A 21,569-nucleotide genomic window follows, 5' to 3' on the forward strand; every position below is an offset into this window, starting at 1 on the left:
ACGGCGGCGGGTGCGGATGTGTAGACACCTGGGTTACGTCGGTCCTCCGGTGCGGGTAGGCGACATGTTGACCCTCGGCTCTCATTCACTGCGCACCCAGGCGTGGGCGCCGCGCGATATGCGCCACGGCGGCACCATCAACGCCGACGGTTTCGGCGTCGCCTGGTGGCACGTCGGTGTGGACGACATGGTCACCGTCAGCCGTTACCGCAACGCGGCGCCGATCTGGACCGACCCGGCCGTGGAGGAAGTCCTCCCGCAGCTCGAGTCGGTCGCGGTGCTCGGGGCGGTGCGGTCGGCGACGGTCGGCATGCCCGTCGAGCGGTCCGCGTGCGCGCCGTTCACCCGCGACCGCTGGGCGTTCAGTCACAACGGCGTGGTGCCCGACTGGCGGCGCACCCTGACCGGCGTCGCCGCCGAGTTCGCCTCGAGCGCGGCCGAACTCGGCGCCGAAGACCTGTTCACCCCGGCGCGGCTGCTGGAGGCCGAGTCGGCCACCGACGCGGCCACGCTGTGGGTGCTGCTGTGCGATCTGCTGGCGACCAGCTCACCGGACGGCGAATGGTCGGCGGCTCCGGCGGCGCTGCGGCTGCTCGTCTCCGCGATCCTCGACCGGGCCCCGGAAGCACGCCTGAATCTCCTGCTCTCCGATGGCGCGCAACTGTGGGCGACCACCTGCCACCACTCGTTGTCGGTGCTGGTCACCGACGATTTCGCGCTCGTGTCCTCCGAACCCTTCGACGACGACCCCCGCTGGCGGTCGATCCCGGACCGCAGCCTGGTGAGCGCCAGGCCCGGCGCGCTGTCCGTCGACGCCCTCCTGTGACCCGAAAGGCCGTGCCATGACCGCTGCCACGCTGGACATCCACCTCACCGACGACGACCTCGACGCGGCGCTCCGCTCGGACGCCCGCCTAGGCCTCACCGCGGACCCGAAGTGGTTGCCGCCCAAATGGTTCTACGACGCCAGGGGCAGCGAGCTCTTCGAGCGGATCACCGAGCTGCCCGAGTACTACCCGACGCGCACGGAGCGCGCGCTGCTCGAGCAGGTGGTCGGGGAGATCGCCGACGCCGCCCAGACCGAGGTGCTGGTCGAACTGGGCGCGGGGTCGGCAGCCAAGACCCGCCTGCTGCTCACCGCCCTGGGCGCGCGCGGACCCCTGAAGAAATATGTGCCGCAGGATGTTTCGTCCTCAGCGCTGCGAGCGGCGGCCGACGAGGTCGCGGCCGAGTTCCCTGGTCTCGCCGTACACGGCGTGGTCAGCGATTTTACCGACACCCTGGACAACCTCCCGCGCGGCGGCCGCCGGATGATCGCTTTCCTCGGCGGCACCATCGGCAACCTCGTTCCCCAGGAACGCGCCGAATTCCTCACCCGGATCCACGACGTACTCGAGCCCGGTGAGCAACTGCTGCTCGGCGCGGGACTGGTCACCGACCCGGCGGTCCTCGTCCCCGCCTACGACGACGCGGCGGGCGTCACCGCCGAGTTCAACCGCAACGTTCTGCACGTGCTGAACGCCCGCCTGCGCGCCGAGTTCGCGCCGGACAAGTTCCGGCACGTCGCGGTCTGGGACGCGGAGCGGGAGTGGATCGAGATGCGGCTGGAGGCCGGCGAGGACATGACCGTCACGGTCGGCGACCTCGGCCTCACCGTGCGCTTCGGCCGCGGCGAACAGATGCGCACCGAGATCTCCGCGAAGTTCCGGGTCGCGGGCCTGGACGCCGAACTCGCGGCCGCGGGCTTCGCCACCGGACACGTGTGGACCGATCCGGACGACCGCTTCGCGCTGGTTCTCGCCGGACGACGCTGACCACGCGGCGGTCGGTGGTCACTACGACGGTGCGCCGCCGACCACCGCCGCGAGCCACTCGACCAGCGGCCGCATCGTCTCCCACGCGGCGCGGACTTCCTTCGCCGTCCGGGGCGTGTCGAGCCAGGCGGGCGCGCCGAATTCGCGGCCGCAGGTGATGGATTTGTGTCGCAGCAGATCGATGCGCGGGTGGTCGGCGTCGTAGCCCTTGGGTTTGGTCTTCAGCTTCTCGCCGCCGATGGTGAAACCCGCGTCGGCGAGTTCGGCGAGGATCGCCGCGAGTTCGGGGCCGCGCACCTCGTCGTCGATGGTGGCGCGCAGCTGTGCGAGCTGGTCGGGCGAGCCCTGATAGAAGCCACCGCCGACGTACAGGCCCGCGGCGTTGATCTGCACATACCAGCCGACACCCGCCCCGGCGCGCACCACCGCGCCCTGCGCGGTCTTGTACGGCGACTTGTCCTTGGCGAACCGCACGTCCCGGTAGGGCCGGAAGATCTTGGCCGCCCCGAAGTCGGGCTCCAACTCGGCCACGAGCGACTTCATCGGTGCGAGCACCGACTCGTCGTAGATCTTCTTGTGCGCGGTCCAGAACGCCTTGGAGTTGTCGGCCTCCAGGTCTTCGTAGAAGTCCAGCCCGGCCAGCGGGAAGCCCGCGAATCCGGTCATGCTCGCGCACCCGCCCCGCTGGTGCCACCGAAAAGACGCATACCGAAAATCTACGTGGTGAAGTCTCCGCCGAACACGGCGAATCCCACGATGAAGCCGATCACCATCCCGGTGGCCGCTGCGATCGCTGCCCATTTGCCGAGCGACTCGCCCTTGTTGTGTCCGATTATGCCGAGGATGATCCCGGCCGGGCCGAAGAGCATGGGGCAGAACAGTACGGCGGTGACTGCGCAGACGAACCCGATGATCGAGTACACCTGACTGCCCGGCTGCCGCGGCGGGGTGGCGTACGGCTCGTACCCTTGCTGCGGATAGGACGGGTAGCCGTACTGTGGCTGCTGCTGTCCGGACGCCGGATAGTCGTACCTCCCGCCCGCCGGGGACTGCGGTTGCCCACTCGGCGGATACGGCTGCTGGGCGTCGTCGGCTTGCCCCTGCGGCAGCCCGCCCGCCCCGTATTGCGCGTGCTCGTCGGGTGTGAACCGCTGCGTCGATTCGTCGGTGGGAGGCTGGGGCGCGGAACCCGACAACGGTATCCCCGGCGCGGCGGGTTCGGCGCCCCAGGACTGCTGGTCGCCTCCGCCGTTGGCGCCCCAAGGGCGGGGTTCGGCGGGCTGGCCGCTGGGCTCGGCGCCCCATTGGCCGCCCAGCGGTTCCGCGGGCGGCGTGCCGCTCGACTGCCACCAGTGGTCCGCGGGCCCCGGCTCGCCCTCCGGCGGCCGCGCGGCGGCGGGATCGTGCTCGGTGGGTGGTCCGCCGGGTGTCTGGGCCGGAGCGGCGCCGGTCAGCGGTGGGGCGGGCTCGTCACCGGAGGTCTCCCCGGTCTGCTTCGACGGCGCCTCCGCCGGTGGCTGCTCGTCGCGGTCCGGCTCCTTCGGCGTGCTCATCGCACCCTCCTCGCATCGTCCCGGGTCACGCCACCATGCCTACCACGACGGACGTCTCGTGATAGCCGATTGCTACCACATGGCGCGTCGGGGCCTCAGAGCTCCTCGTCGTCGACGATCTCGATGGCGGCCACTTCGGCGGACCGGTTGTCGTCCTCCTCGTCCTCGAAGCGGCGGTCGTTCGCAGTCCACTCCTGATCCAGCTCGTCGCCGATGCCGAGCCGGCCGTCGTCCTCGTCCTCGTGGTAGCGGATGCGCAGGTCCTCGGGCGGATCCTCGATGTTGCGCTGATACTCGCGGATCTCGTCCTCCTGGTCGTCGTCCCCCATCTCGGTCTCCAACGGGTCACGGTCCATACCCCCAGTATCCCCACCGATCGCCGCGACTAACGCGAACGCGAAAACGGCGGCCCGGACCGGAGTCCGAACCGCCGTTCCAGCAGTGTGGCGGCTAAGCGTTGCCGTTGAAAAGGCCGGTCACCGAGCCGTTTTCGAAGACCTCGCGGATGGTGCGCGCCAGCAGCGGCGCGATCGACAGCACCGTGAGCTGCGGGAACTTCTTCTCCTCGGTCAGCGGCAAGGTGTTGGTCACCACGACCTCCTTGGCTCCGCAGTTCGCGAGGCGCTCGGCCGCGGGGGAGCTCAGCACGCCGTGGGTCGCGGCGATGACCACGTCACCCGCGCCTGCGTCCTTCAGCACCTTGACCGCGCCCGCGATGGTGCCGCCGGTGTCGATCATGTCGTCGATCAGGATGCAGGTGCGGCCCTCGACCTCGCCGACCACGCGGTTGGACTTCACCTGGTTGGGCACCAGCGGATCGCGGGTCTTGTGGATGAAGGCCAGCGGCGAGCCGCCCAGCGAGTCGGCCCACTTCTCGGCGACGCGCACGCGGCCGGAGTCGGGGGAGACGACGGTGATGTGCTCGAGGCTGTAGTTGGTGCGTACGTACTCCGCCAGCTGAACCTGCGCGTGCATGTGGTCCACCGGGCCGTCGAAGAAGCCCTGGATCTGGTCGGTGTGCAGGTCGACGGTGATGATCCGGTTGGCGCCCGCGGTCTTCAGCAGGTCGGCGACCAGGCGAGCCGAGATCGGCTCGCGGCCGCGGTGCTTCTTGTCCTGGCGGGCGTACGGGTAGAAGGGCAGCACCGCGGTGATCCGCTTGGCCGAGCCGCGCTTGAGCGCGTCGATCATGATGAGCTGCTCCATCAGCCACTGGTTCAGCGGCGCGGGGAAACTTTGCAGGACGAACGCGTCGGAACCGCGGACCGACTCCTCGAAGCGGACGAAGATCTCGCCGTTGGCGAAGTCCCGCGCGACCTGCGGGGTGACGTGGACGTCGAGTTCCTTGGCGACCTGTTCGGCCAGCTCAGGATGGGCGCGTCCCGAGAAGAGCATCAGGTTCTTCTGGTTGTCGATCCATGACGCGGTCACTGCTGATTGCCATCCTTTTGCTCTATTGCCTGACCCGACATCTCCTTGGCCGCGATGGCTTCCGCCGCCGCGCGCGCCGCGTCCGTCCCTGGACGGTGTCGCTGCACCCAGCCCTCGATGTTCTTCTGCGGTCCACCGGACACCGCGAGAGCTCCGGGCGGAACGTTTCTGCGCAGTACAGTACCCGCCGCCGTATACGCCCCGTCACCCACCGTCACCGGCGCGACGAACATGGTGTCGCTGCCGGTGCGCACGTGCGACCCGACGACGGTGTGGTGTTTGGTCACACCGTCGTAGTTGACGAACACGCTGGACGCACCGATGTTGCTGTGCTCGCCGATGGTGGCGTCGCCGACGTAGGTGAGGTGCGGAACCTTCGAATACGCGCCGATCGAGGCGTTCTTGGTCTCGACGAACGCGCCGAGCTTGCCCGCGTCACCGACGATGGTGCCGGGACGCAGGTAGGCGAACGGGCCGATGGTGGCCTTCGGGCCGATGGTGGCGCCCTCGCCGTGCGTGCGGATCACCTTCGCACCGTCGCCGACGACCACGTCGGTGAGCGTGCTGTCCGGGCCGACCTCGGCGTCCTCGCCGACAACCGTGTTGCCGAGCAACTGCACACCGGGGCGCAGCAGCGCGTCCCTTCCGATGCGCACGCCGGCGTCCACCCAGGTGGACGCGGGATCCAAGATCGTGACGCCGGCCCGCATGTGGCGTTCCAGGATGTAGCGGTTGAGCGTTTGCGCCGCCGAGGCCAGCTGCACCCGGTCGTTGACGCCGGTGACCTTGGCCGCGTCGACCAGCCGCGCCCCGTGCACCGGGTGACCGGCTTCGCGGGCCAGGCGCAGCACATCGGTCAGGTAGAGCTCGTGCTGGGCGTTGGCGGTGGACAGGCGGCTGATCATGGTGCGCAGGATCGCGGCGTCGAACGCGTAGACACCGGAGTTCACCTCGGTGATCGCGGCCTGTTCCGGCGTGGCGTCGGCGTGCTCGACGATCTCGGCCAGCTGGCCCTCCGCGTCGCGCACGATGCGGCCGTAGCCGTTGGGATCCTCCGGGACGAAGGTCAGCACGGTGACCGCGGGGCGTTCGGCGTAGCTGCGGTGCTCATCGAGCAGCGCGGACAGGGTGTGCCCGTCCAGCAGCGGAACGTCGGCGGAGGTGACCAGCACGTCGCCGGTGAATCCGACCGGCAGGGCGGCCAGCGCGCACTGGACCGCGTGCCCGGTGCCGAGTTGCTGTTCCTGGATCGCCGGGGTGATCTCCCGGCCGAGGTCGTCGGCGACCGCGGCCACCGCCGCGCCGACCTGCTCACGATCGTGCCCCACCACAGTGATGAGGTATGCGGGGTCGATCTCGTTCGCCGCATGCAGCGCGTGCGCGAGCATGCTCCGACCGGCCAGCGAATGCAGTACCTTGGGGGTCTTCGACCGCATTCGTGTCCCGGCACCGGCTGCGAGAACGACGACGGCGGTCTGCTGTGGCATGGATCTCCCTCGGCTGCCTGTCCTCGTGCGGGGCGTCGTCGTGCTTGGTCAGCGATGTGCGGGCCAACGATAAGTCAACGTGCTCTCGAGCTCCGCCGCCAGGACTCGAACCTGAACTCTCTGAACCAAAATCAGATGTGCTGCCATTACACCACGGCGGATTGCCACACCGGCGGTTGGCGAAACCCCCGCCGCTGTGCCACGGCACGGGATGAATCCTCGCATACTCGCCCGCCTCCCCGCGAATTGTTCTGTCGGTCGCTTCTGGTATTCGTGCCGGACCAGCGCAGGAGCGGTGTGATGCGCGTCCGTGTGCGCGGGCCGCGCCGTGCCGGTGGGGCGTGCCGCTCCGAGGTAGGCGGGAGGTCGGCCGGCGCGTCGACGGCGATGCGACCGTGTGTTCGAGCCGGGTCCAGGACCGTGATGATTCCTCCGGTGCGGGAACGCCGGGGCGGTCGGGCGGACCGCCGGCCGGTCTGGGACAGTGGTATCCGAATGTCGGTGCCGCGCGCCGGAGCTTCGGCGCGACGGCCGACTCGGCACGCACGCGGGCAACTCGCCGGGCTCGCCCGCGACGCGCCGACGGCATGCGATCGTCGGCTCGGAGGGAACCGTCGGGGCACGCACGACCGGCCACAACGCGGAGAGGGCGGAGGAGCAGGGGTGTCTTCGGGTGAGTCGCATCGAGTGTCCCGGCCACGAATGACCGGCACCCAGCGGCGTCAGCAACTGATCGAGATCGGGCGCGCGCTGTTCGCCGAACGCGGCTACGACGCGACGTCCATCGAGGAGATCGCGCAACGCGCCCAGGTCTCCAAACCCGTGGTGTACGAACACTTCGGCGGCAAGGAGGGGCTGTACGCGGTGGTCGTCGACCGGGAGATGTCGATGCTGCTGGACATGATCACCTCCTCGCTCACCCGCAACCGGTCGCGGATCCGCCTCGAACAGGTCGCGCTGGCGCTGCTGACCTACATCGAAGAACGAACCGACGGGTTTCGAATTCTGGTGCGCGATCAGCCCGCCGCCGCCGCCGAGGGCCGGTACTCCAGTTTGCTCAACGAGGCGACCAATCAGGTGGCGCACATTCTGGCCGGAGATTTCGCGCGCCGCGGGTTCGACACCAGCCTGAGCACCCTCTACGCGCAAGCGCTCGTCGGTCAGGTCGCCACCGCCGCCACCTGGTGGCTTGACGAGCGCAAGCCGTCGAAAGAGGTTGTGGCGGCCCACTTGGTGAACCTGTGCTGGAACGGGCTCAGTCATCTGGAGGCCGATCCGCGGTTGAGTTCGGAGTGGCGCGCGGGCGCCGGTGAGTGACCCGGATTGTTAACCAGCAAATTGCGCGACTGGTCTTGCCGAATGCTCGAATTGGCTGCTGGGCGCGCGCCTGGTGGTACGGTTCACCCATCCTTTGGGTGCTGTTCGGGCGGTAAGTCGGTCAACTTCGGGATGTCGGTCTACTTCAGGATGGCTGGTTTTTAGGATGACAGGCGGATCTGATGGCTAGGCAAGCGCGCGCGGAGATCACCCGCGACTCCGTCCTGGCAGGCGCTGCCGATGTCTTTCTGCGCTTGGGATATGCGAATGCGAGCCTGAGCGAGATCATCGCGCAGTCCAATGTCACCAAGGGCGCCTTGTATTTTCACTTCGGCTCGAAGGAAGAGCTGGCGCGCGCCGTGGTCGACCAGGGCAACGAGCGACTGACCAGCTCGTGTCAGGGCTTCTTCGATCCCAGGGTGCCCGCGCTGGAAGCGTGCATCGGCATCACCTACGTCGTCGCCGATCTATCGATGAACGATCCGATGGTCGGCGCCATGCTGAAGCTGACCCATCAGATCGGCGACTACCGCGGCGCCCAGGGTGACAACATCGCCAAGAACTGGGGCGACACCTACCGGCTGCTCGCCGAGCGCGCCATCGCCCAGGGCGACCTCGTCGCCGACCTGGACGCGGAGGTCATCGGGCTGCTGTGGCAGGAGATGGCCGCGGGCGTGCACATCATCGCTGTCGGCACCGAGTCCATCGACCAGATGGCGGTCCGGATGGAGCGCGCCTGGTACTTCCTGCTCCCGGCCATCGTGCCGGCCGAAAAGCTCTCGTACTTCCGGGAGTTCGCGGCCAGGCGGCTACGGCGCTACGTGCCGTAATTTCGGTCGCGACTACGTCGCGACGTGTTCGCACCCTGGTGGCTCGCGTTCGAGCGACCGCCGCTTGCTCCTTCGTCGCGTACGCGTCGGCCGCTCGAACGCGAGCCGGGCCGCGAACGCGCATGCTCGGTCTCGCTTCGCTCGGAAGTCGTGGTTGCGGTGCGCCGGGCGCGTCGGTGCCGTGGCTCAATGACAGGGGGTGCGCGGGTTGTGGTGGCTCGCTGTCGGTCGGGGTCTGCGGCCGGTTGCTTCTTCGGTGGGTATGTGGTGGCCGGTCGAACGGGAGCCGGGCTGCGGCCGGTGGGTGCTCGGTCCCGCTGACACGAAAAGAGAACTTCCCCCCATGGCGGAGCGCGCAGCGCCCTTGAGCAGCTTCGCTCCGACGGCGTGGTTGCGGTGCCGCGGGCGCGTTGGCGTTCGAACTCGCGCTACGCCGCGCGCGGTGGCACGGCTGAGCGGGCTCGGGCTCGCCGCGTGCGTGGGTTACCCCGGGTGCTCGCCAAGTGTGCTGGTTCCTCGTGCGGCGACTGCGGCTCCCTGACGGGCATGAGCGGTAGTCGGGCCACGAACCGGTGCTGGCGCTGTCTCGGTTCCTCGGAACCCGGTGCGGGTCGGCGTTGGGCGTGGATCGCCGAGGCTTCCCCGGTCGGGTGCTTCTCGGTGCGGCTCGATCCTGGTTCCGCCGCTGTCAGCCGGAACACGCCGCGGGGTGAGGGCCGCGAAGTGTGACGGCGGCGGCGCGGAGGGGTGCTCGGGCGCTGGACCGCCGCCGCGTCGCGGTGCGGGCGCTGCGAAAACGAGATGCTCGCTTCACTAGACTCGGTGGGCCGCTCGAAACGTGTCGCCTGCGCTCAGGAGTTGTCGATGTCCACCCACCGTCCGCCGCTGGCGGGACTGGCCGCCGCGGCTGGTGCCGATACCTCGCTACGGACCGTCACGGAGCTGATCGGCACCTCGTCGGTCGCGTTGGTCGCGCCGTCGGCGGTGCGGCCGTTCGTCGCGGCGCGGGTGGCGGCCGAGCGGCCACTGGTAGTGGTCACGGCCACCGGCCGGGAGGCCGACGATCTGACCGTCGAGCTGACGGAGATGCTCGGCCCGGCGGTCGCGCAGTTCCCGTCCTGGGAGACGCTGCCGCACGAGCGGCTCTCACCCGGCGCGGACACGGTGGGGCGCAGGCTGGAGGTGCTGCGCCGGATCGCCCATCCCGACGACCCGCACTTCCCCGCGCCGCTACGCGTGGTGGTGACCACGGTGCGATCGCTGATGCAGCCGATGGCGGGCGGGCTCGGCGATATCGAGCCGATCGTGCTGCGCGTCGGCGCCGAGCTGGACTTCGACGAACTGCTCGTGCGACTGGTCGAGTTCGCCTACACCCGGGTCGACATGGTGGGCAAGCGCGGCGAGTTCGCGGTGCGCGGCGGCATCCTGGACGTCTTCCCGCCCACGGCCGACCACCCGGTACGCGTGGAGTTCTGGGGCGACGAGGTCACCGAACTACGGCCGTTCGCCGTCGCCGACCAGCGCTCGCTGCCGGACGTCACGGTGGACGTGGTGGTCGCGTCGCCGTGCCGGGAACTGCTGCTCACCCCCGAAGTGCGCGAGCGCGCCGCCGAGGTCGCCGTCGCCAACGCGGCCGACGCGGCGCTGGTGGAGATGCTGGAGAAGCTGGCGCAGGGCATCCCGGTCGAGGGCATGGAAGCGCTGTTGCCGGTGCTGCAACCGGGACGATTGTGCCTGCTCACCGAGGTGCTGCCGGAGAAAACGCACGTGCTGCTGTGCGATCCGGAGAAGATTCGCACCCGCGCGGCCGACCTGGTGCGCACCGGCGAGGAATTCCTCGAGGCCTCCTGGACGGCGGCCTCGTTCGGCGGCGCCGCGCCGCTCGGCGGGCACGGCCTCGACCTGGCCGCCTCCGCCTACCGCCCGCTGCCGGAGATCCACGCCAGCGCCGACCGGCAAGGCCTGCCCTGGTGGACGCTGAGCCCGCTGGCCTCCGGGAATTCGTCCGAGGTGGTGCTGCGGGTGCTACCCGGCCCCGCCGCGCGCGGATCCGACGAACTGGTGGCGACCCTGTTCGCCTCGTTGCGCGCCCACGTCACCACCGGCGGCAGAGCCGTGGTGGTGGTCGCCGGTCACGGCACGGCGCAGCGCATCCTGGAGCGGCTGGCGGATGCCGACGTGCCCGCCGCCGTGCTGCCGACGGGCGCCGAGCCGAACGAGGGCGTGGTGGGCGTGCTGTGCGGCTCGCTGCACGACGGTCTGGTGTTCGAGGACGCCGGCCTGGTGGTCGTCGCCGAATCCGACCTCACCGGCAACCGGGTCACCGCGCCGGCCGAAGGCAAGCGGATGCCGGCCAAGCGCCGCAACCAGGTCGACCCGCTCGCGTTGAGCGCGGGCGACATGGTGGTGCACGACCAGCACGGCATCGGCAAGTTCGTCGAGATGATCGAGCGCACCGTCGGCGGCGCCCGCCGCGAGTACCTGGTGATCGAGTACGCGCCGAGCAAGCGCGGCCAGCCCGGCGACCGGTTGTTCGTCCCGATGGAGTCGCTCGACCAGCTCTCCCGTTACGTCGGCGGCGAGATGCCGGGCCTGTCCAAGCTCGGCGGTTCGGATTGGGCCAACACCAAGCGCAAGGCGCGCAAGGCGGTGCGCGAGATCGCGGGCGAACTCGTGCAGTTGTACGCGGCCCGTCAGGCGGCGCCCGGCCACGCCTTCGGACCGGACACGCCGTGGCAGAAGGAGATGGAGGACGCGTTCGCGTTCACCGAGACCGTCGACCAGATGACCGCCATCGCCGAGGTGAAGTCGGACATGGAGAAGCCGGTCCCGATGGACCGGGTGGTCTGCGGCGATGTCGGCTACGGCAAGACCGAGATCGCGGTGCGCGCGGCGTTCAAGGCGGTGCAGGACGGCAAGCAGGTCGTCGTGCTGGTGCCGACCACGCTGCTGGCGCAACAGCATCTGCAGACGTTCACCGAGCGCGTCGCGGGCTTCCCGATCACCGTGAAGGGCCTGTCGCGCTTCACCGATCCGCCCGAGGCCCGAGCCGTGCTGGAGGGAATGGCCGACGGCAGCGTCGACATCGTGGTCGGCACCCATCGGCTCCTGCAGACCGGCGTGCGCTGGAAGGATCTCGGTCTGGTCGTGGTCGACGAGGAACAGCGGTTCGGCGTGGAGCACAAGGAGCACATCAAGGCGCTGCGCACGCACGTCGACGTGCTCACCATGTCGGCCACCCCGATCCCGCGCACCCTGGAGATGAGCCTGGCCGGGATCCGCGAGATGTCGACCATCCTGACCCCGCCGGAGGAACGCCACCCGGTGCTCACCTACGTGGGCGCCTACAACGACAAGCAGGTCACCGCCGCCATCCGCCGCGAACTGCTGCGCGACGGCCAGGTCTTCTACGTGCACAACCGGGTGTCGTCGATCGACAAGGCGGCCAAGCGGATTCGCGATCTGGTGCCGGAGGCGCGGGTGGTGGTCGCGCACGGTCAGATGAACGAGGACGCGCTCGAGTCCACCGTGCAGGGTTTCTGGCAGCGCGAATACGACGTGCTGGTGTGCACCACGATCATCGAGACCGGCCTGGACATCTCCAACGCCAACACGTTGATCGTGGAACGCGCCGACGCGCTGGGCCTCTCGCAGTTGCACCAGTTGCGCGGGCGGGTCGGGCGCAGCCGGGAACGCGGGTACGCCTACTTCCTGTATCCGCCGGAGAAGCCGCTCACCGAGACGGCCTATGACCGGCTGGCCACCATCTCGCAGAACTCCGACCTCGGCGCGGGCATGGCGGTCGCGATGAAGGACCTCGAGATTCGCGGCGCGGGCAACGTGCTCGGCGCCGAGCAGTCCGGCCACGTCGCCGGTGTCGGCTTCGATCTCTACGTGCGGCTGGTCGGTGAGGCCGTCGAGGCGTATCGCGCCGCCGCGGACGGCAAGCCGATCACCACCGAGGAGGTCAAGGAGGTGCGCATCGACCTGCCCGTCGACGCGCACATCCCGCCCGACTACATCGCCAGCGACCGGCTGCGGTTGGAGGCGTACCGAAAACTGGCTGCCGCGCAGGAGGATTCGGCGCTGGCGCAGGTCGTGGAGGAACTCGTCGACCGCTACGGTCCGCTGCCCGTCGAGGTCGGGCGCCTGGTCTCGGTGGCCAAGTTGCGGTTGCTCGCCCGCGAGTACGAGGTGACCGAGATCGCCGTCACCGGGACCACCTTGAAGATCTCGCCGCTGCACCTGCCCGATTCCAAGCAGTTGCGCCTCAAGCGGCTCTACCCGAGCGCCGGATACCGTGCCGCGTCCGGGGTGGTGCAGGTTCCGTTGCCACGTGTCGAAGACAGTGTCGGGGCCGAGCGCGTCCGGGACGTGGTGCTGCTGCAGTTCGTCGCCGACCTGCTGCTGGCGTTGGACGGGAAGGCGCAGGGCGCGGTCGACCTCACCGTGGCCGCCGAGATGGCGGCGCGATGAGTTCGACTCGCGACGAGTCCATTCTGCGGGCCGCCCGGCACCGCGCCGCCGGGCGCGCGTCCGGCGGCGCGGATCGTTCCGCGCCGGACGGTGCCGCGGTCGCGCGCACCGACACGGCGGTAATCGCGGCGGGACTGGCCGGAGCCGTCGAGGTCATGGATCGTCTCTGGCATTTCGGCGGGTGGGAGGTCACCCAGACCCACGACTCGCTGCGACCCTATCTGCTCGAGGAAACCTACGAGCTGCTCGACGCCATCCAGGACGGCGACGCCGAGACGATCAAGGAAGAACTCGGGGATCTGCTGCTGCAGGTGCTGTTCCATTCCAGGATCGCCCAGGCCGCAGGCGAATTCACCGTCGACGACGTCGCGGCGGCGTTGGTCGCCAAGCTGGTCAACCGCAGCCCGCACCTGGGCGACGCCGCGGTCGATCCCGGCGCGTCGGTGGCGGAGAAGATCGCCGCCCAGGAACGAGCGTGGGAGGAACGCAAGTCCGCCGAGAAGTCCCGCCGCTCCTGCTTGGACGGTATCGCCATGGCCCAGCCCGCCCTGGCCCTCGCCGAGAAGATCGTCTCCCGCAGCACGAAAGCGGGTCTCCCGTCCGATCTCGTCCCCGAAGCGCTCAGAGTGGTGCACCTCGGCGGTCCGGAAAGCGCCGAGGAACGGCTCCGCAAATCGACGCTGACTTTCGCCGCCGCTATTCGTGCGACGGAGGACGCGGCGGAAAAGGACCGCGGCGAACGCCTTCCGCTGACCGCAGCGGATTGGCGCGCATTCTGGCCGGAGGAAGACGAGTAGGCTGCCACGTCGCGCCGGTGGCGCAACCCGTCGGCAGGCGAGAGCCGGATCAGCGACACTGAAACGATGCCGTATCCCGAACTCCATGCGCGACCGCACTGGCACAGGACCGGAGTCGGCCGATTTCCCGTCGCCGCTTTCGTCGACGGCCGGTGGTGGGTCCTGCGGCTGAACGGTTTCCCGGACCATCCACTGTGGACCCTTTTCATCGACGGCGCGCCACGCTTCGATATCGACGACACCCCGTCGGCCTGGGGCAAACCCAGCGCCGGTTCGGCGCCCTCATTGGATGCCGGCACCACCGAGCAAGTCCTGGCGCCCATCCGGAACTTCACGGCGTACGGCAGCGAAGTCGGCGACCCGTGCGACGACCCGGTCTGCTGCGGTTGACCGACCATCCAGAGATCCCGCGGTGGGATCCCACCGAAACGCTCCGAACCCGCAGGCGTGGTGCCACGCTGAGAGCGCTTGAATCCCTCGGCAACACGACGGCAGGAGTGTGAGACATGACCGATGAGGGCGGCTCGACCCTCACCAAGCGCCAGCTCGGCAGGTACCTGCGTGACGGGCGCAGCGAACTCGGCGCGACGCTGGAGGAAGTCGCGGCCATGATGCAGTGGAGTAAGAGCAAACTCTGTGATCCGAAAAAGCTTCAACATGTACGTCGGGCTCGAATTCGCCGCGACGTCATTGACGATGTTCCGCCCAAATCTGGTTCCGGGAATCCTCCAGACCCCTGACTACTCGAGAGCTCTCGATCGCATCTACTTCCCCGACGATACGGACCAGGAACTGGACCGGCGAGTGCAGCTGCGGATCAAGCGACAGGCAGTCGTTACCCGACGTGTGCGTCCGATAACGCTGAAAGTGATTCTGCAGGAAGCTGCCCTGAGGACGTTGGTGGGAAGCCGGAAGACGATGGCAGCGCAGCACCGGCACATCGCGGACATGAGTACTCGCGACAACGTGGAGGTGCGGATACTTCCGTTCGCAGCGGGATTTCCCGTCGGTCTGTACGTCGGGCCGTACGTGATCCTGGACTTCGGCTTCGACTCGAAAGGGGAGAATCTAGCACCGTCGGTTGTCTTCCTCGAAGGCTACGCGGGCGACATGTACCTTGAACGAGCGCAGGATGAGCGGATGTACCGGAAGGCGTTCGCTGCCACCGAGAGCGCGGCGTTGGACCCGGTGCAGAGCAGGCACCTGCTCCGGCAGGTAGCGAGGGAGTTGGCGGTATGAAGGTCGATCTATCCACGGCTGAGTGGTTCAAGAGTAAGCACAGCGCCGGCGGCTCGGAATGCGTCGAAGTCGCGTTCCTTGATGGCGGTGTCGGCGTCCGCGACTCGAAGAGTCCCGCAGGCCCCGCGCTGGTTTTCTCTCCGGCCGAATGGGAAGCGTTTGCCGCCGGCGTTGTCGAGGGTAAGTTCTCTCGGTCGCAGGCGCGACCGGCAGGCGTCACACGCTGGGCCGACTCGCGCGGATGAAGACGGTCGGATCCGGCCGAACCGACCTGCCGCGCGGAATGCTTTCGCGAGGCCACCCGCCCTTGCGCAACCATCCGCGCCGCGGAAGACGCCGGCCGAGAAGAACCGCGGCCGGCGCCGTCCGGTCACAGCCGAGGATTGGCGCATGCACCGGCCGACTTGATCGGCTCATCCCCGGCTATCGCGGCGCGAGCGTGCGGCCAAGCCTGCGCCAGATCGAGCAGATACCGCAGGTCGGTGTCGAAATTTCGTGCGGCCGAGGACAGCTGCGGGATCGCCTCCGAACTAGTCGGTGGCCCACCGGCTTGCCTGACCTGCACGGCAAGGGCGAGGCGTCGTGCGTAATCTGCTACACCCGAATGCGATAGGCCCCCTTTCGTGCTCGAACCGTCGAGTTCCTCTGGAAAATATGGCCTCAGATGCAACAGGGCGTCGCGGATCTCGACGGTCATCCGAAGTAGGCGGGTGTCCGGAATGGTCCGCGAAGGCGCGTCGGTGTCCGGTGACAGCACGATCTCCGGCACCGCGGCGGTGAGGTCGCGCCACAGTGGTTGCAGCCGACGACAAGCACGCCCGCTCCGGTCCAGTCCTCCGCTTTCGATCAACCAGGTCCCCAGCGGTACCGCGGCGAACGTCATGCTGATGAGGAAGCATACGACGGTGATGAACTCCACGCGCGGCAGTTGCGGCCCGAGATCGGGCCATCCGGTCAGTGCCTGCGTCGTAGAGACTGCCTGATTGGTGAGGATGAAGGTGCAGCAGGCTATCTGGGCGAAGCAGAAGATTCTTTCCGTCGCTAGTTCGCTTCGCCGGAGTTCTCGAAGGCCAGCGCACATCAGCGTCGACGCGCACACCGCCATTGGGACGCCGAAGGCGATCCCGAGGACCATCCCATGGAGCCCTAGACCGATATCGACGGACCTCCCTGCGGCGCGAGCGTGGGCGCCTGCAACAAGTATCGCGACCGCTGCGACCACCGCCATATAGCAGTAGGTGCGCTGGCGGCGCCAGATCGCCGCCACATCGCTGTCGGCGTCCCAAAATTGAGCGAGGCCGAGAATGTACATGGACATCATGACCAGGCAGCCGAGGGCCAACAGCTGTGCCAGACTGGTGACGCCGGACGTCCACGTGCACCGGAACAGCAGCAAGCTGAGCAGGCACCACAGGAATATCCGATTCAGGAACTGATCGGCGATCGTGTCCCTGCACAGCAACAGCCTTCCGGCGATCAGGACCGTGGCATAGCCGATCACCGGCCAAGCGATGACTCCGGGAAGCGGCGACAACACCACCGGACCATAGCCGGGCGTGCTCCTATCGGCGATCCGGGGCAAGGGGATCGGGTGGAAATCGGTGACGACCGATACCGACACCACAGTGCGGACACGGCAGGTGCCGGATATCGCGCAGTCTGCTCGCTGCCCGCCGAAATCGGCAGCACCTGAGTGGTCTAATGGCCGTCGGGTAGGCGGCGTCGGCCGGTGGAGACGTCTGTAGCGAAGTGTTCATAGCCGATGGTGGGTGCGCGGCGTTGTCGGCGGCCGCGACTCGAAGAACTCCACTGGTCCGGCGTTGGTCTTCGCTCCTGACGAGTGGGATGTCTTCATGGTCGGAGTAGTCGCGGGGAGTTCGATCGGTCGTAATCCACCCCCCTGCACAGGCGGTAGCGGTTGGGCTCAGCTCGGCCGGTACTGAATCGACGCCGCTCGGGTCTTCCGGAATTCGATGGTGTGCATCGACCGGAAGACCCCGGGCAGCATTGGGGAATTCGATCAGACGTTGACGCCGTAGTCTCGGGCGATGCCCGCCAGGCCGGAGGCATACCCCTGGCCGATGGCGCGGAACTTCCACTCGTTGTTGTGGCGGTACAACTCGCCGAAGATCATGGCCGTTTCGGTGGACGCGTCCTCGGTGAGGTCGTAGCGCGCCAGCTCGACGCCGGTGGCGGCGTCGACGACGCGGATGAAGGCGTTGCGGATCTGGCCGAACGACTGGCCGCGGGCGTCGGCGTCGTGGATGGACACCGGGAAGAAGATGTTGGTGATGGTCGGCGGCGCGGCGGTGAGGTCGACGTTGATCACCTCGTCGTCGCCTTCCCCCGCGCCGGTGAGGTTGTCGCCGGTGTGCTCGATGGAACCGTCGGGCGAGCGCAGGTTGTTGTAGAAGATGAAGTGCTGGTCGGACAGCACTTTCAGGTTCGGTCCGCAGGCGAGCGCGCTGGCGTCGAGGTCGTAGTCGGCGCCGGTGGTGGTACGCACGTCCCAGCCGAGCCCCACCGACACCTTGGTGAGATTCGCCGCCTGCTTCGACAGCGAGACGTTGCCGCCTTTGGCCAGAGTGACGCTCATGATCCCCTTCCGCGCGGCACCACCGGTGCCGCCTCTTTCATACGCCCGGAAAACGTCGGGCGGATTTCAGTTGTGGTGGTCGGCCCAGGATTGCAGGGTGCTGACCCGGCCCTTCAGCGCGCGCAGTTCGCCCCCGTCGTCGAGCACCGTGCGCTGGATGCCTTGCACCACCGCGAAGGCCGACTGGCGATGATCATCGATCACGTCGACGTCGATGCGGACGGCGACGTAGTCGTCGGCGCCGGGCATCTGCTCGGCGACCACGTGCGCGGTCCCCCGGGCGCACATCGCCACATTGCCACCGCCCAGGATCAGCAGCGCCACCTCGGGATGGTCGCGCAGCCGGGCCAGCGAACCGCGGTCGTACTTCAGGCTGAGCAGGATGCGCCGGTCACCGGCCCGCACCGGCCAGGACACCGGAATCGCATGCGGCGCAGGATCGGTCGTCACCAGCACGCCGATCGTCTCCAGCGGCCACTCCGGAAGCACGTCCAGCTCGGGATGATCTGTCGAGTTGTGCTGACGTTGGGCGGGGCTCGCTCCGGCTGCCATCTTCGTCACCTCATGGATCGTCGAGCGCGGCGGGCTGTCCGCGCTTGATAGCAGTCTAAGGCGCTGTGCGCCTTGCGCGCTGGCGCTGTGCGCTTTGTCCGGACCGCACTCCGCAGACCATCGGCCCGCGGCCGCCGCCGGTCAGGCCGAGACCAGCGCGGGGAGGTCGAGCGCGGCGGCCCACTGTCGCGCCATGTCCCTGACGCGGACCTCGGTCGACGCGTCATGTCGCGCGTGCTCACCTACCTGGACGGCGCCGCGGTCGGCGAGCTTCTCGGCGATGATCTCGCCGCCGCGGTTGAAGGTGTCGCCGTATACCGTGTCGCCGAGCCCGAAGACGGCGAACCGGAGACCGCTCAGGTCCGGCGCGTCGCGGTCGAGCGCGTCGGCGAAGGGCTCCGCGCCGGTCGGCAGGTCGCCGTCGCCGTAGGTCGAGCACACGACGACGTGGAAATCGCGGACGTCCAGTTCCGCGACGTCGAAGTCCGCCATGTCGTGCACCGAGACGTCATAGGCGCCGCGCAGCTCCTCGGCGATGCTGTCCGCCGCGGACTCCGCGGTGCCCATCTCGGTTCCGAACAGAATGACGACACGCACCGATACGACCCTTTCTCCGCACGATTATGGTGAGCCTACCCTAACTATAGCGGCGGGTGTGCTGTGCCGTCGCCGGATGATGGGTCGCCGCGCAGAGAGCGGAGCGCAGCCGTTTCAACTGCGCCGATTGACGTAACCTCCGGCGCGTTGCATCATTCCTAGGGGTGCCCGGTGTTTTCCGGGCCGACCTTCCCGCCGGCCGATGACTGTCCGGCTCCGCGGCTGCCGCCCGTGCCGTCGAGTTCCCGCCACGAGTGCAGCGCTTCCATTCATGACGCTTCGCGCGTCCGGCCGTGAGTGAGGTGAAAACGAAATGGTCTACCAGTCGTCTGCATGCCAGGTGGTCAATTCGTACGCCCGCTTCGGCTCCCTTCCCCACGTCTGAATGTCACCGCGCTGGGCGCGGTTCGCTCTCGCCGATGTCTCGCATCGGTGGACTCGCGGCTCGGCGCGGTGCCCCGGACCAGTCGGAAACCGGTGAACAGACGGATGTGGAGGCAGTCATGACGGACAGGGGAGCAGTGAACTCGGGGGCGGTGGAGATGGTGACGCGGACCATGGCGAGCAACTTCGCCGTGTCCGCGGCGATGATCGAGGATCTCGGCTACTTGCGCGCGGAGCTGGCGGCCGCGGAGGTGCCGTTCCTGCTCGTGCGCGACAGCGGGCACCGGCTCGTGCTGGCGGCCGACGCGGCGCATCGCCCGATGGTGCGCCGGGTGACCGCCGCGGCGATGTCGGCCGGATTCTCCTGTGCGGAATTGCGGCACAACGTCTTCCGGCTCGGGCGCGACCACGATCCGGCGCATCACGTCGAACTGGAGCTGTGGGAATACCACGGCGACACGGTGACCTGTCCGCGCCCGAACGCGCTGACCCGGACGGTCTTCGACCTCGCCGACGTCCAGCAGACACAAGTGCGGCTGTTCGATCGGACCTGGCCCACCCTCGCCGACATGTTCGCGCCGCAGCCCGGCGACGTCGGCTTCGACATCGACCTGGTGTTCTCCTGGGTGGACGGTTCCGACCCGGAATTCCGCGCCCGCCGCGCCGGGATGCTCGCCCAGGTAGTGGTCGGTGAGGGCGACGACGCGGAGGCCAGGATCCGGCAGATCGACGAGCTGAAGTACGCGCTGCGGTCGGTGCACAAGAACGCGCCGTGGATCCGCAGGATCTTCATCGCGACCGACTCCACGCCGCCGGACTGGCTGACCGCGCATCCGAAGGTGACCGTGGTGCGGGCGGTGGACCATTTCCGGGACGTCAGCGGTCTGCCGGTGTTCAATTCGCACGCGGTGGAATGCCAGCTACAGCACATCGACGGGCTCAGCGAGCACTTCCTGTACTCCAACGACGACATGTTCTTCGCGCGGCCGGTGCGTCCGTCGATGTTCTTCACCCCGGGCGGCGTGAGCCGGTTCATCGAAGCGGACACCAGGATCGGTCCGGGCGGCAACAACGAGCGGCGCAGCGGTTTCGAGAACGCGGCGCGGGTCAATCGGGCGTTGCTGGCCGATCGTTTCGGTTACGTCATCACCCGGCACCTGGAGCACACGCCCGTGCCGCTGCGGCGCAGCGTGCTGCTGGAGATGGAGGAGGAGTTCGCCGCCGACTTCGCGCGCACGAGCGCGAGCCGGTTCCGGGCGGCCACCGACATCTCGGTCACCAACTCGCTGTATCACTACTACGCCATGCTGACCGGGCGCGCCGTGCCGCAGGAGGCGGCGAAGGTGCGGTATGTCGACACCACCAGCTACAGCGGCCTGTCCCGGCTGGACGGTCTGGCGCGCCATCGCGACGTCGACTTCTTCTGCCTCAACGACGGCAGTTTTCCGGAGGTCGCCGAATCGGAACGGGTGCGGATCGTGTCGGATTTCCTCGCCGGGTACTACCCCGAGGCGGCGCCGTGGGAACGGCTCAGCACACCGCCTCGCCGTCCGCTTCCTGAGTCGACGCAGGGCGCCGCATGACGTGCGGGATGCGCGCGGCGGGCGGGATCACGATGCCCTCCTGAGTCAGCCGCCGCTGCGCCTCCTCCGGCGTGGCGGGCGCGCCGACCGTGCTGCCGCGTTCGATGGGCACCACCGAGTGCACCACGGTGTCCGGGTAGATGTGCACGTAGTTGAAGGCCTGCGCGCCGTCACGACCGCGCACGCCGCCCTGCGCGACGCCGAGATCCTGGCTGTAGCAGGTGGCCGAGGCCACCGAGACCGGGATGCCTGCGAACGTCGCGCTGGTGGAGAAGTGCAGATGCCCGGCGAGGATCGCGCGCACGTCGCTGCCGTCCAGCACGTCGGCCAGACGGCGCTGATCCCGCAGCTCCACGGTGACGGCGAGATCGGCCACGCACGGCACCGGCGGGTGGTGCATGGCCAGGATGGTGCCGAACGGGGCGGGTTCGGCCAGCACCGAGCGCAGCCACTCCAACTGGTCGTCGGAGATCTCGCCGTAGTGGTGGCCGGGGACGGAGGTGTCCAAGGCGACGATGCGCAGGCCGTCGATCAGATGCACCCGGTCCAGCGGGGAAGTGGTGGGGTACTCGCCGAGCAGGCGGGCGCGCAGAGCGGCGCGGTCGTCATGGTTGCCGGTGACCCACACGATCGGAGCCTGCACACTTCTGGCGAATGGCTCGACGATCGACTTCAGCTTGGCGTACGCGGCGGGCTCGCCCCGATCGGTGAGGTCGCCGGTGAACACTATCGCGGTCGGCCGGATCCGGCTCGCCGCGGCCTGTTCGAGCAGTTGCCGTAACCGCAGGTCGGCGTCGACATCGCCGTACAGGGGGTCGTCGCCCGCGATGAGATGTGTGTCGCTGAAGTGGAACAACACGTGATCCGGACGCGGATACTCCGCGACTCTGGTGATGGCCACCGGACCGAATCC

The 21,569-nt window shown here is 68.5% G+C and carries 22 protein-coding genes and 1 tRNA gene; 12 read left to right on the forward strand and 11 right to left on the reverse strand.

The annotated features are described in order from the left end of the window. Positions 1-16: 16 nt before the first annotated feature. Together egtC and egtD are read left to right on the forward strand one after the other, a co-directional pair. Entirely contained in the window at positions 17-826 is an 810-nt protein-coding gene (gene egtC, locus ACWEKR_RS06500) for an ergothioneine biosynthesis protein EgtC (protein WP_452353620.1), read from the forward strand. Positions 827-842: 16 nt separating this feature from the next. Next, on the forward strand, positions 843-1,814 hold the full coding sequence (gene egtD / locus ACWEKR_RS06505) for an L-histidine N(alpha)-methyltransferase (protein WP_452353621.1): 972 nt from the start codon (positions 843-845) through the stop codon (positions 1,812-1,814). A gap of 21 nt (positions 1,815-1,835) precedes the next feature. Here egtD and ACWEKR_RS06510 read toward each other — a convergent pair whose 3' ends face one another. The 6 genes from ACWEKR_RS06510 to ACWEKR_RS06535 all read right to left on the reverse strand — a co-directional run bounded on the left by ACWEKR_RS06510 (position 1,836) and on the right by ACWEKR_RS06535 (position 6,446). Next, positions 1,836-2,480 (reverse strand): DUF2461 domain-containing protein, encoded by a 645-nt coding sequence (locus ACWEKR_RS06510; protein WP_452353622.1) that lies wholly within the window; start codon positions 2,478-2,480, stop codon positions 1,836-1,838. Between the two features lie 50 nt (positions 2,481-2,530). After that, the gene (locus ACWEKR_RS06515; RefSeq protein WP_452353623.1) at positions 2,531-3,367 is read right to left on the reverse strand and encodes a hypothetical protein; all 837 of its coding nucleotides are present in this window, start codon (positions 3,365-3,367) and stop codon (positions 2,531-2,533) included. Positions 3,368-3,462: 95 nt separating this feature from the next. After that, positions 3,463-3,723 (reverse strand): hypothetical protein, encoded by a 261-nt coding sequence (locus ACWEKR_RS06520; protein ID WP_452353624.1) that lies wholly within the window; start codon positions 3,721-3,723, stop codon positions 3,463-3,465. A 94-nt stretch (positions 3,724-3,817) separates the two neighbouring features. Then, complete coding sequence (locus ACWEKR_RS06525; RefSeq protein WP_195086032.1) at positions 3,818-4,798, reverse strand: ribose-phosphate diphosphokinase; 981 nt, start codon at positions 4,796-4,798, stop codon at positions 3,818-3,820. Continuing rightward, positions 4,795-6,285, reverse strand: coding sequence for a bifunctional UDP-N-acetylglucosamine diphosphorylase/glucosamine-1-phosphate N-acetyltransferase GlmU (glmU, locus tag ACWEKR_RS06530; RefSeq protein ID WP_452353625.1), 1,491 nt, complete (start codon positions 6,283-6,285; stop codon positions 4,795-4,797). The genes ACWEKR_RS06525 and glmU overlap by 4 nt, the downstream gene beginning before the upstream one ends. Before the next feature lie 90 nt (positions 6,286-6,375). Continuing rightward, positions 6,376-6,446, reverse strand: a tRNA-Gln gene (locus ACWEKR_RS06535). 541 nt (positions 6,447-6,987) lie between these two features. Here ACWEKR_RS06535 and ACWEKR_RS06540 point away from each other — a divergent pair. The 8 genes from ACWEKR_RS06540 to ACWEKR_RS06575 all read left to right on the forward strand — a co-directional run bounded on the left by ACWEKR_RS06540 (position 6,988) and on the right by ACWEKR_RS06575 (position 15,189). Beyond that, a complete protein-coding gene (locus ACWEKR_RS06540; protein ID WP_195086111.1) occupies positions 6,988-7,602 on the forward strand; it encodes a TetR/AcrR family transcriptional regulator in 615 nt (204 codons plus the stop codon). Positions 7,603-7,784: 182 nt separating this feature from the next. Next, positions 7,785-8,432: a TetR/AcrR family transcriptional regulator gene (locus tag ACWEKR_RS06545; protein ID WP_195086030.1), complete on the forward strand. Its 648-nt coding sequence runs from the start codon at positions 7,785-7,787 to the stop codon at positions 8,430-8,432. Positions 8,433-9,296: 864 nt separating this feature from the next. Next, positions 9,297-12,908: a transcription-repair coupling factor gene (gene mfd / locus ACWEKR_RS06550; protein ID WP_452353626.1), complete on the forward strand. Its 3,612-nt coding sequence runs from the start codon at positions 9,297-9,299 to the stop codon at positions 12,906-12,908. Between the two features lie 155 nt (positions 12,909-13,063). Then, the gene (locus tag ACWEKR_RS06555) at positions 13,064-13,705 is read left to right on the forward strand and encodes a MazG family protein (RefSeq protein WP_452353798.1); all 642 of its coding nucleotides are present in this window, start codon (positions 13,064-13,066) and stop codon (positions 13,703-13,705) included. A gap of 66 nt (positions 13,706-13,771) precedes the next feature. Beyond that, complete coding sequence (locus ACWEKR_RS06560) at positions 13,772-14,095, forward strand: hypothetical protein (protein WP_452353627.1); 324 nt, start codon at positions 13,772-13,774, stop codon at positions 14,093-14,095. 116 nt (positions 14,096-14,211) lie between these two features. Then, the gene (locus ACWEKR_RS06565; protein WP_452353628.1) at positions 14,212-14,445 is read left to right on the forward strand and encodes a helix-turn-helix domain-containing protein; all 234 of its coding nucleotides are present in this window, start codon (positions 14,212-14,214) and stop codon (positions 14,443-14,445) included. Continuing rightward, the gene (locus ACWEKR_RS06570) at positions 14,402-14,944 is read left to right on the forward strand and encodes a DUF5753 domain-containing protein (protein WP_452353799.1); all 543 of its coding nucleotides are present in this window, start codon (positions 14,402-14,404) and stop codon (positions 14,942-14,944) included. The genes ACWEKR_RS06565 and ACWEKR_RS06570 overlap by 44 nt, the downstream gene beginning before the upstream one ends. Further along, positions 14,941-15,189: a DUF397 domain-containing protein gene (locus ACWEKR_RS06575; protein ID WP_452353629.1), complete on the forward strand. Its 249-nt coding sequence runs from the start codon at positions 14,941-14,943 to the stop codon at positions 15,187-15,189. Before ACWEKR_RS06570 ends, ACWEKR_RS06575 begins: the two co-directional genes overlap by 4 nt. Before the next feature lie 125 nt (positions 15,190-15,314). Here the strand turns inward: ACWEKR_RS06575 and ACWEKR_RS06580 are convergent, their stop codons facing one another. Continuing rightward, the gene (locus ACWEKR_RS06580; RefSeq protein ID WP_452353630.1) at positions 15,315-16,526 is read right to left on the reverse strand and encodes an MAB_1171c family putative transporter; all 1,212 of its coding nucleotides are present in this window, start codon (positions 16,524-16,526) and stop codon (positions 15,315-15,317) included. Positions 16,527-16,713: 187 nt separating this feature from the next. Between ACWEKR_RS06580 and ACWEKR_RS06585 the strand changes: the two genes are divergently transcribed. Further along, a complete protein-coding gene (locus tag ACWEKR_RS06585) occupies positions 16,714-16,887 on the forward strand; it encodes a DUF397 domain-containing protein (RefSeq protein WP_452353631.1) in 174 nt (57 codons plus the stop codon). Positions 16,888-16,964: 77 nt separating this feature from the next. On the opposite strand, the gene ACWEKR_RS06590 is transcribed toward ACWEKR_RS06585, so the two are convergent. The 3 genes from ACWEKR_RS06590 to ACWEKR_RS06600 form a co-directional block, all read right to left on the reverse strand. Continuing rightward, entirely contained in the window at positions 16,965-17,540 is a 576-nt protein-coding gene (locus ACWEKR_RS06590) for a TerD family protein (RefSeq protein WP_452353632.1), read from the reverse strand. A gap of 66 nt (positions 17,541-17,606) precedes the next feature. Continuing rightward, positions 17,607-18,092 carry a hypothetical protein gene (locus ACWEKR_RS06595; protein WP_452353800.1) on the reverse strand — a complete coding sequence of 162 codons (486 nt, stop codon included), beginning with the start codon at positions 18,090-18,092 and terminating at the stop codon, positions 17,607-17,609. A gap of 141 nt (positions 18,093-18,233) precedes the next feature. Next, entirely contained in the window at positions 18,234-18,689 is a 456-nt protein-coding gene (locus tag ACWEKR_RS06600; protein WP_452353633.1) for a flavodoxin domain-containing protein, read from the reverse strand. 503 nt (positions 18,690-19,192) lie between these two features. Between ACWEKR_RS06600 and ACWEKR_RS06605 the strand changes: the two genes are divergently transcribed. Then, positions 19,193-20,656, forward strand: coding sequence for a stealth family protein (locus ACWEKR_RS06605; protein ID WP_452353634.1), 1,464 nt, complete (start codon positions 19,193-19,195; stop codon positions 20,654-20,656). Here ACWEKR_RS06605 and ACWEKR_RS06610 read toward each other — a convergent pair. Continuing rightward, entirely contained in the window at positions 20,604-21,557 is a 954-nt protein-coding gene (locus ACWEKR_RS06610) for a phosphodiesterase (protein WP_452353635.1), read from the reverse strand. The genes ACWEKR_RS06605 and ACWEKR_RS06610 overlap by 53 nt on opposite strands. Between the last annotated feature and the right edge of the window lie 12 nt (positions 21,558-21,569).

It is taken from the genome of Nocardia sp. NPDC004573 (genome assembly GCF_053602135.1).